The 7932-nt window shown below is 39.6% G+C and carries 9 protein-coding genes; 7 read left to right on the forward strand and 2 right to left on the reverse strand.

Features of this window, described 5'->3' with window-relative positions:
• Positions 1–2: 2 nt before the first annotated feature.
• The 5 genes from V7127_RS16075 (at position 3) to V7127_RS16095 (ending at position 5087) form a co-directional block, all read left to right on the forward strand.
• Positions 3–800, forward strand: a complete 798-nt coding sequence (locus V7127_RS16075) for an ABC transporter permease (RefSeq protein WP_335487626.1) — start codon at positions 3–5, stop codon at positions 798–800.
• Positions 790–1641, forward strand: coding sequence for an ABC transporter ATP-binding protein (locus V7127_RS16080; RefSeq protein WP_335487629.1), 852 nt, complete (start codon positions 790–792; stop codon positions 1639–1641). The genes V7127_RS16075 and V7127_RS16080 overlap by 11 nt, the downstream gene beginning before the upstream one ends.
• 48 nt (positions 1642–1689) lie before the next feature.
• Positions 1690–3015 carry an aspartate aminotransferase family protein gene (locus tag V7127_RS16085; RefSeq protein ID WP_335487632.1) on the forward strand — a complete coding sequence of 442 codons (1326 nt, stop codon included), beginning with the start codon at positions 1690–1692 and terminating at the stop codon, positions 3013–3015.
• A 168-nt stretch (positions 3016–3183) separates the two neighbouring features.
• Positions 3184–3903, forward strand: coding sequence for an N-acetylmuramoyl-L-alanine amidase CwlD (gene cwlD / locus V7127_RS16090; RefSeq protein WP_335345943.1), 720 nt, complete (start codon positions 3184–3186; stop codon positions 3901–3903).
• Between the two features lie 128 nt (positions 3904–4031).
• On the forward strand, positions 4032–5087 hold the full coding sequence (locus tag V7127_RS16095; protein ID WP_335487649.1) for a P-loop NTPase: 1056 nt from the start codon (positions 4032–4034) through the stop codon (positions 5085–5087).
• A gap of 54 nt (positions 5088–5141) precedes the next feature.
• On the opposite strand, the gene gerD is transcribed toward V7127_RS16095, so the two are convergent.
• A complete protein-coding gene (gerD, locus tag V7127_RS16100) occupies positions 5142–5777 on the reverse strand; it encodes a spore germination lipoprotein GerD (RefSeq protein WP_335345941.1) in 636 nt (211 codons plus the stop codon).
• A 154-nt stretch (positions 5778–5931) separates the two neighbouring features.
• Between gerD and V7127_RS16105 the strand changes: the two genes are divergently transcribed.
• Positions 5932–6573 (forward strand): KinB-signaling pathway activation protein, encoded by a 642-nt coding sequence (locus V7127_RS16105; RefSeq protein ID WP_335345940.1) that lies wholly within the window; start codon positions 5932–5934, stop codon positions 6571–6573.
• Between the two features lie 10 nt (positions 6574–6583).
• On the opposite strand, the gene pdaB is transcribed toward V7127_RS16105, so the two are convergent.
• Positions 6584–7336, reverse strand: coding sequence for a polysaccharide deacetylase family sporulation protein PdaB (pdaB, locus tag V7127_RS16110; RefSeq protein WP_335487636.1), 753 nt, complete (start codon positions 7334–7336; stop codon positions 6584–6586).
• A gap of 137 nt (positions 7337–7473) precedes the next feature.
• Here pdaB and V7127_RS16115 point away from each other — a divergent pair, with 137 nt between their 5' ends.
• Positions 7474–7704, forward strand: a complete 231-nt coding sequence (locus V7127_RS16115) for a hypothetical protein (RefSeq protein WP_335487639.1) — start codon at positions 7474–7476, stop codon at positions 7702–7704.
• Positions 7705–7932 lie beyond the last annotated feature (228 nt).

The raw sequence follows: 7932 nt of genomic DNA on the forward strand, positions 1-7932 counted from the left end.
AAATGGGGGGAAATTGGTTTACTCCTAAAAAAGAAATACCAAAGACGATTTATACTTCAGCAGGATTTATAATATTTGCTCTTGTTTTTGGGATCTGGTCAGCATTGAGCTATGGCGGGATTGTGAATCCTTTATTTTTACCCACGCCTACTAAAGTATTAGCAACAGCTATAGATTTATTTGTCAATGGCGAAATCCTTTCTGATATCGGAATTAGTTTTTCTAGGGTTTTGGCGGGATTTCTAATTGCAGCTATCATTGGAATACCTTTAGGAATTTTCATGGGGTCGCTGCGAATTATTGAAGGAGCCTTTGAGCCGATCATTGGTTTTATTCGTTATATGCCTGCTTCTGCATTTATTCCTTTATTAATATTGTGGATCGGTCTTGGTGAAACCGAAAAAATGTCAGTTATTTTTTTAGGAACGTTTTTTCAGCTCACGCTTATGGTGATGGATGTGACAAAAAACGTTCAAAACGATTTAATTGATGTTTCCTATACGTTAGGGGCTAAAAAGGGACAAATTTTTAGCAAAGTCATATTGCCGGCTTCCTTGCCGGGAATTGTCGATACCCTTCGCATAACGTTTGGATGGGCGTGGACTTATTTAGTCGTTGCAGAGATTGTCGGGGCATCTAGTGGTTTAGGATATATGATTATGCAAGCTTCCCGTTTTCTGAAGCCAGACAAAATTATCGTTGGAATCCTGATTATCGGTTTGCTAGGGCTGATAACTGATTTATTGTTTAAAGCCATTTACCGAGCTTCGTTTTCTTGGATGAGAAAGGATGGTTACTAATATGGGAACACCGAAGTTGGAAATCAGTGAAGCGAGAACATTCGATCCGAAGATTCTTCCTGATACGAAACCGTCAAAGCTGGAAATAAGAGATGTTGGGAAAATCTTTAAAACGAGAAGCGGAGAAACCACAGCCTTGGAAAAAACCTCTTTTACCATTGATGATGGGGAATTTGTAACCATCTTAGGGCCTTCGGGGTGCGGGAAATCAACGGTATTGCGCATCGTAGCCGGCTTAGAGGAATCGACATCTGGGACTGTTCTTCTTGATGGGAAGGAAATTAAGAGGCCAGGACCTGACCGTGGAATGGTTTTTCAATCATACACATTATATCCATGGTTGAATGTGAAGGAAAATATTACATTTGGGTTAAAGCTTAAGGGGGTCTCGCAAAAAGAGCGGGATGATGTGGCACGGCATTATTTGCAATTAATTGATTTAGAAGGGTTTGAGAAGCATTACCCGATCCAACTATCAGGCGGAATGAAGCAGCGTGTCGCGATTGCCCGCGCATTGGCGAACGATCCGAAAATATTATTAATGGATGAGCCATTTGGCGCGCTTGATGCCCAAACAAGAAATATCATGCAGGAAGTGCTGCTGAAAGCATGGGAGGAATCTAAAAAAACGATTTTATTTATTACCCATGATGTGGAGGAATCTATCTTCTTAGCGGACTCTGTTTATGTCATGACGGCAAGGCCAGGGCGTTTAAAGAAAAAGGTTCAGATATCACTCGATAGACCGAGAGAGTTTAGCGTGAAGGGAACTGCAGAGTTTGGAGCTTACAAAGAGGAATTATTGACGCTCATTCGAGAAGAAAGTTTAAAGATTAAATGACAGATTGTTTATTTTGAAGAGTCGAATTAGAATGTGGAGGTCAATTATATGGAGAATAAATGGGCTCATCTCATGAATAATATGCCAAACCGGCTTGCGCCAAGTATGGCTAAGGATCACCCAAACCTTCCAGTTGTAAAAGAAGAAGGCTGCTATTATTACGGGGCGGATGGCAGGGAATATCTTGATTTTACGTCTGGAATTGCAGTAACGAATGTTGGACATCGCCATCCGAAAGTCGTTCAAGCGATTAAAGATGCAGCTGATAGTTTAGTGCATGGACCTTCGGGTGTCATTATGTATGAATCTATATTGCGATTGGCTGATGAATTGGCAGGTATTCTACCAGGCGATCTAGATTGTTTTTTCTTTTCTAACAGTGGGGCAGAAGCGATTGAAGGAGCAATCAAACTGGCGAAGTACGTAACGAAGCGTCCTTATGTCATTTCATTTACAGGCTGTTTCCATGGCCGCTCATTAGGTGCGTTAAGTGTAACGACTTCTAAAAGTAAATACCGAAAATTTATGCAGCCATCAGGACTAACGTATCAAATTCCATATGCAAATACTAAGGACTGCCCTCCAGGTTCTGATCCTGAAGCCTATGTCATTGCTCAATTGGAAAAAAACTTTGCCGCATTATTTAGTCATCAAGTTACTCCCGAAGAAGTAGCATGTGTGATTCTAGAACCTGTTCTTGGGGAGGGGGGCTATATTGTTCCTCCAAAAGGATGGCTGAAAAAGGTACGTGAAATATGTGATCGCCATCAAATCTTACTTATTTTTGATGAAGTCCAAACGGGTTTTGGGCGAACAGGAGAATGGTTTGCCGCACAGACTTTTGGGGTTACACCAGATATTATGGCCATTGCAAAGGGCATTGCTTCAGGTCTCCCTCTAAGTGCGACCGTTGCTTCTAGTGAATTAATGAAGCAGTGGCCACTTGGAAGTCATGGGACGACATTTGGAGGCAACCCAATTGCTTGCTCTGTTGCCTTAGCAACATTAGAAGTATTAAAAGAGGAGAATCTTCTTGATAACACAAAACGGATGGGCAGGTACGCGGTCGAGAAGCTTGAACAAATGAAGGATCGACACAGTGTCATAGGAAGTGTCCGGGCTGTAGGGTTAATGATTGGAATTGAAATCATTCATCCAAAAACCGGGGAGCCGAATGGAGAGGGATTATTAAAAATTCTTGATTTAGCGTTAGAAAAAGGGGTACTTTTCTACCTTTGCGGAAATCACAGCGAGGTCATCCGAATGATTCCTCCGCTAACCGTCACAAAGGAACAAATCGATAAAGGGTTACGAATTCTTGATGAGTCTTTGACAGAGTATGAAGCAACATTGATGAATGCAAGAAAAGCGTAGTTAGGATTGAGAGACTGACTCTATATGGGTCAGTTTTCTTTTTTTTTGAAAATGGGGTATTAGCTATTTGCAGTCCAAGCTTTAGTTGTTAATAGTCATCTAAAAGTTCTATTTTTCCAACTCGTCCCATATATTGAATTGAGGACGAGCGGGAGGACTGACTATTTAATGGGGAATAGACTAAAAAAAGTGGCTTTTGCCATTGGCCTAATCATCTTATTTTTTATTTTGCAATATGATTTCACAGATAATGATTCATGGGAATCATGGAACTTGCCTCTGACAGGAAAAATCATTTTGCTGGATCCCGGTCATGGAGGGCCGGATGGGGGTGCAGGTGATGATGAGGTACTTGAAAAAGACATTGCTCTCGCGGTATCTCTAAAGGTTCGGGATCTTCTCCAGCAGCAGGGGGCACTTGTTCTGATGACAAGAGAGGACGATCGGGATTTAGCTCCAGAAGGGACAAGGGGATACAGCAGAAGAAAAGTTGAGGATTTAAAACAAAGGCTGGATATGATCAATAACTCAGGGGCAGAGTTCTTTGTAAGTATTCATTTAAATTCCATTCCTTCTCCTCGGTGGAGCGGGGCCCAAACCTTTTATACTACAAAACGAGATGGAAATGCTCGATCGGCTAAGTTTATTCAAGATGAGCTTCGGCGAAATCTTGAGAATACGACTAGAAAAGCAAAAGAGCTGAACAGTGTATATATACTGAAGAATGCACAAATTTCCGGCTCTCTCGTGGAGATTGGTTTTTTATCAAACTATGCAGAGAGAGCGAACTTAAAGAAAGAGGAATATCAGAATAAAGTGGCCGCCTCCATTTATACGGGGGTTTTGCGTTACTATTCTGATGAAAAAGAATTAATAGAGACGGAATGAAAGGTGCTGTTTTGAAAAGCATCTTTTTCTTTATTAATGAGGCAATAAGGTGTGATACAATTAACAGTGAGGAATAACTGATATGGTATACTTTAATGGAAACGAATACAATAAGGCAGGTGCTTAATTTGTTAACAGAACAAAATATAAGAGAAGTCTTAAGTGGACTGCAGGAACCATTTTTACATAAAACTTTAGGCGAATTAAACGCAATTGAAGAAATAAAGATTAAAGAAGAAAAAAATCATGTAAGCGTGAAGGTGCAAATTGCTAAAACAGGGACAGCAGAGCAGCTTCAGCTCCAAACTCAAGTAGTAAACCTTCTAAAAGAGGCAGGTGCGGCATCGGTTGGAATCCGATTCAGCGAGCTTCCAGAAGAAACTTTATCCCAATATCGCCAAGCAGCGAAAGAGGAAGATAAAGGATTGCTCTCCCCAGATAGCAAAACAACCTTTATTGCGATTGCAAGCGGGAAAGGCGGAGTAGGGAAATCGACTGTATCTGTAAACCTGGCCGTTTCTTTGGCAAGACTAGGTAAGAAGGTCGGTCTGATTGATGCTGATATTTATGGATTTAGCGTGCCTGATATGATGGGCATTACGACTCGCCCAGTCGTAAGAGGGGAAAAGATTATTCCAGTGGACCGGTTTGGGGTAAAAGTAATTTCGATGGGATTCTTTGTTGAAGATAATTCTCCGATCATTTGGAGAGGTCCTATGCTAGGAAAAATGTTAAACAGCTTCTTTAATGAAGTCGAGTGGGGAGATATTGATTACTTATTATTAGATCTTCCTCCAGGTACAGGGGATGTTGCATTAGATGTTCATACGATGCTTCCGTCTTGTAAAGAAATCGTTGTTACAACGCCACATCCAACAGCTGCTTTTGTTGCAGCCCGTGCCGGCGCCATGGCGATCCGAACACAGCATGAAATATTAGGGGTCGTTGAAAATATGTCCTATTTTGAAAGTAAGCTTACGGGCGAAAAGGAATATGTCTTTGGAAAAGGCGGAGGCGAAAAGCTGGCTGAGGAGCTTCAAACAAATGTGCTAGGGCAATTGCCGTTAGAGCAGCCTAATTGGAACGAAGAAGATTTTGCTCCATCCGTCTATGATGAGGATCATAAGCTAGGTAAGATCTATAGTGATATTGCGCAAAAGATTGTACAAACATTAGAAAAATAACAGTAAAAAAACCTCTTCCCTTAGGAAGAGGTTTTTTATGTTTGGCAGCGGGCATTATCCGCCACCGTCCCCGCTGCCCTCTGAGCCACCGCCAGCAGTTTCTTCGCTACTGCCGCCCTCTTTCCCTCCGCTTTTCTCGCCACTTTTTACTTCATTTGCAGCTTTTAAAAGAATGTCTTGAATTTTGGCTTTAAAGAGCGGGCTTTCTAAGGTTTCCTTTACAACGGTTTGCAAATGCTCACGGTATTCCTTGCTTTTTAATACTTTTGTTACGTCTTTTTCTAGTGCTGGGTCTTGTAAGACTTCAATCATCATACCGCGGTACTCCGGATCCTTCATTAAATCTTTAAGAAGCTTTTCATTTTCTTTTTTCATGCTTTTAGCAATACTTTCAGCAAATTTAGGATCCTCAAATGATTTCTTCCAGAAGTCTGTTCCCTTATCGGAAGTTAAGGTTTTTTCGATCGTCTCTGAAACAACTTTCTGATCCATGATAAGCTGCTGTTTGATTTTATCATCTTCCATTAGTTCTTTTATCGCTTTTTTACCGTCATCCGTTTTCAGAATATCGACAACCATCTTTTTGGTTTGCTCATAATCCATCTGATTGCCGCCAGTTTCACCTTGAGCACAGCCCGTCATGAGAATGATCAGCAGAATTGGCAGGAGCAAACGGAATGTCTTTATCATATTTTGAAGCTCCTTTCAGGAGAAGGTATCCTTATTTCTAGAATGAAGAAAAAGGCCAAATTTTATTCGCCTCAAAATACAATACCTAGATTTTTCAAAGCATGGTTGGTACAATCATATAGGTGAATAATTTTTACTATGGAGGAAAAATAAGTTGACTAGCCGGAATTGGGTAAAGCTGTTTCTATCCACACTTTTGGTAGGGGGATTAACTACTGGGGTTGTTGGTTTTATTGTTAGATGGAAAGAATTCGAATCTATATTTGTTCCCTTTGATTTTCTTGAAATATTATCAGTATTATTATGGTTAATTGGAGTTGGATTAATTTTTAGTATTTTGAGCCAAATGGGCTTCTTTGCCTATTTGACTATCCATCGATTCGGGTTAGGAATTTTTAAATCGCGATCTTTGTGGAATGCTGTTCAAGTTTTTCTTACTTTGTTCGTTCTATTTGATTTAGTTTATTTCCGCTATAGTGCTTTTGCTGAAGAGGGAGAAAGCATAATGCCTTATATCGGTATTGCCTTATTTATATTGGCTGCTGCTATTCTGGTAGCTTCCATTAAGGTGAAATTAACGAATAAGGATGCATTTATTCCTGCTGTTTTCTTCATGGTTGTCGTGACCACGATTGAGTGGGTTCCAGTCTTAAGGGTTAACGAGCAGAGCTGGGTATACCTTATGATATTTCCATTATTAGTATGTAACGCGTATCAGCTGCTTATTCTTCAAAAGCTTAATGAAAAATCTCAAGTACAAAGACAACAAATCTCATCAAAAGAGCCGTCCAAATAATGGGCGGCTTTTAATTAATTTCTTTAGTTTTCGTTTCGGCATTTGCAAGCATCTCAGAAACGGTCACGAGCTTTAGCCCTTTTTTATTCACATTATTTATGATTTGCGGCAAGGCTTTAGCTGTTTGTTTGGCAGAATCTGAAGCATGAAGGAGTATAATATCCCCCTTTTTTGCTCGTGAGACATTGTTGACGATTTCCTCAATACCCGGGTTCGTCCAGTCCTTCGAATCAATGCTCCAATGAACAACTGAATATCCGAGTCTATCGGCAATTTTTAGAGTCCTTTGATCGAAATGACCAGTAGGGGCGCGAACAAGCTTAATATCTTTTATGTTTAGTTTTTTAAACACTACCTGAGCCTTTGCTAAATCCTGCCTAATTTTGGCATCCTCAAGGTCTGAATAATCCTCATAATTATAGCCAAGAATGCCAATTTCATATCCTCCTTTTACGATTCTAGCCACTAAATCTGGGTGGCGCTCTGCCCATGAACCTGAAAGGAAGAAGGTGGCTGATTTAACATTTTCCTTTTGTAGAACATTAAGAATAGGTTCTGCCTTTTCGTCCCCCCATCCTATATTAAAGGTAAGGGCAAGGTCCTTTTCCCCCTTATATACAGCTCTCGGTCCATCTTTCGTTGAAAAGGCCGGCATGTAGACAATGTTCCCAATATATAAGAACCATGCAGCAAAGAAAGCGAAAACCATGATTAAAGCCATTTTTTTTATTGACTTTCCATTCCAAATATAAAAGAAATTCATTTCTCTCTCACCTCGTCCAATACTCCTTGTCTCAATCTTATGCGCAGAATTTCAATAAATGAGTTTAAAAAGAAATTCATAAAATATTTTTATTTGGAAAATACTACAAAAACCAAATCAAGAGAGAGTGATATAGTGTGCTAGGAATTTTAATTAATAATAGAGAACAGAAGGAAATACAATACTTAATTAAGAGAGAAATGGATGAAATTCTGTTTTACTTAAACGATGAACGAATTGATCATATTGTAAAAAGGGCAATGGAGGAGAGATATAAGATATTATTTTCTTTATTTAAGAGGGTAGCTTCACCAAACGATATTCTGAGATATACACGAAACATTCAGTGGAGAGAACAAAAAGGATGAAATAATATAATAAATTCTATTGACTTCTGTTTTTTTTGTTGTTATATTAATAAACGTCGCTGCTGACGAGTTGAAACAAACTCAATAAAAGTTGTTGACACTTTAAGCAAAAGATGATAAATTTAAAAAGTCGCTTCTGGGCGATAAGGTAGTTCTTTGAAAACTGAACGAACAAAAACGTCAACGTTTATTTTTTAGTCTTTTTCTTGAAAAAAGACATTTATGAGC

This window comes from Bacillus sp. JJ1773, from assembly GCF_036962035.1.
Classification (GTDB): Bacteria; Bacillota; Bacilli; order Bacillales; family Cytobacillaceae; genus Cytobacillus.

Excerpts from the sequence above, each read along its gene's own strand:
- V7127_RS16075 (WP_335487626.1), top strand. The coding sequence starts at position 3 with ATGGGGGGAAATTGGTTTACTCCTAAAAAAGAAATACCAAAGACGATT.
- cwlD (WP_335345943.1), top strand. The coding sequence starts at position 3,184 with ATGGGGAATAGACTAAAAAAAGTGGCTTTTGCCATTGGCCTAATCATC.
- V7127_RS16085 (WP_335487632.1), top strand. The coding sequence starts at position 1,690 with ATGGAGAATAAATGGGCTCATCTCATGAATAATATGCCAAACCGGCTT.
- gerD (WP_335345941.1), bottom strand. The coding sequence starts at position 5,777 with ATGATAAAGACATTCCGTTTGCTCCTGCCAATTCTGCTGATCATTCTC.
- V7127_RS16080 (WP_335487629.1), top strand. The coding sequence starts at position 790 with ATGGTTACTAATATGGGAACACCGAAGTTGGAAATCAGTGAAGCGAGA.
- pdaB (WP_335487636.1), bottom strand. The coding sequence starts at position 7,336 with ATGAATTTCTTTTATATTTGGAATGGAAAGTCAATAAAAAAAATGGCT.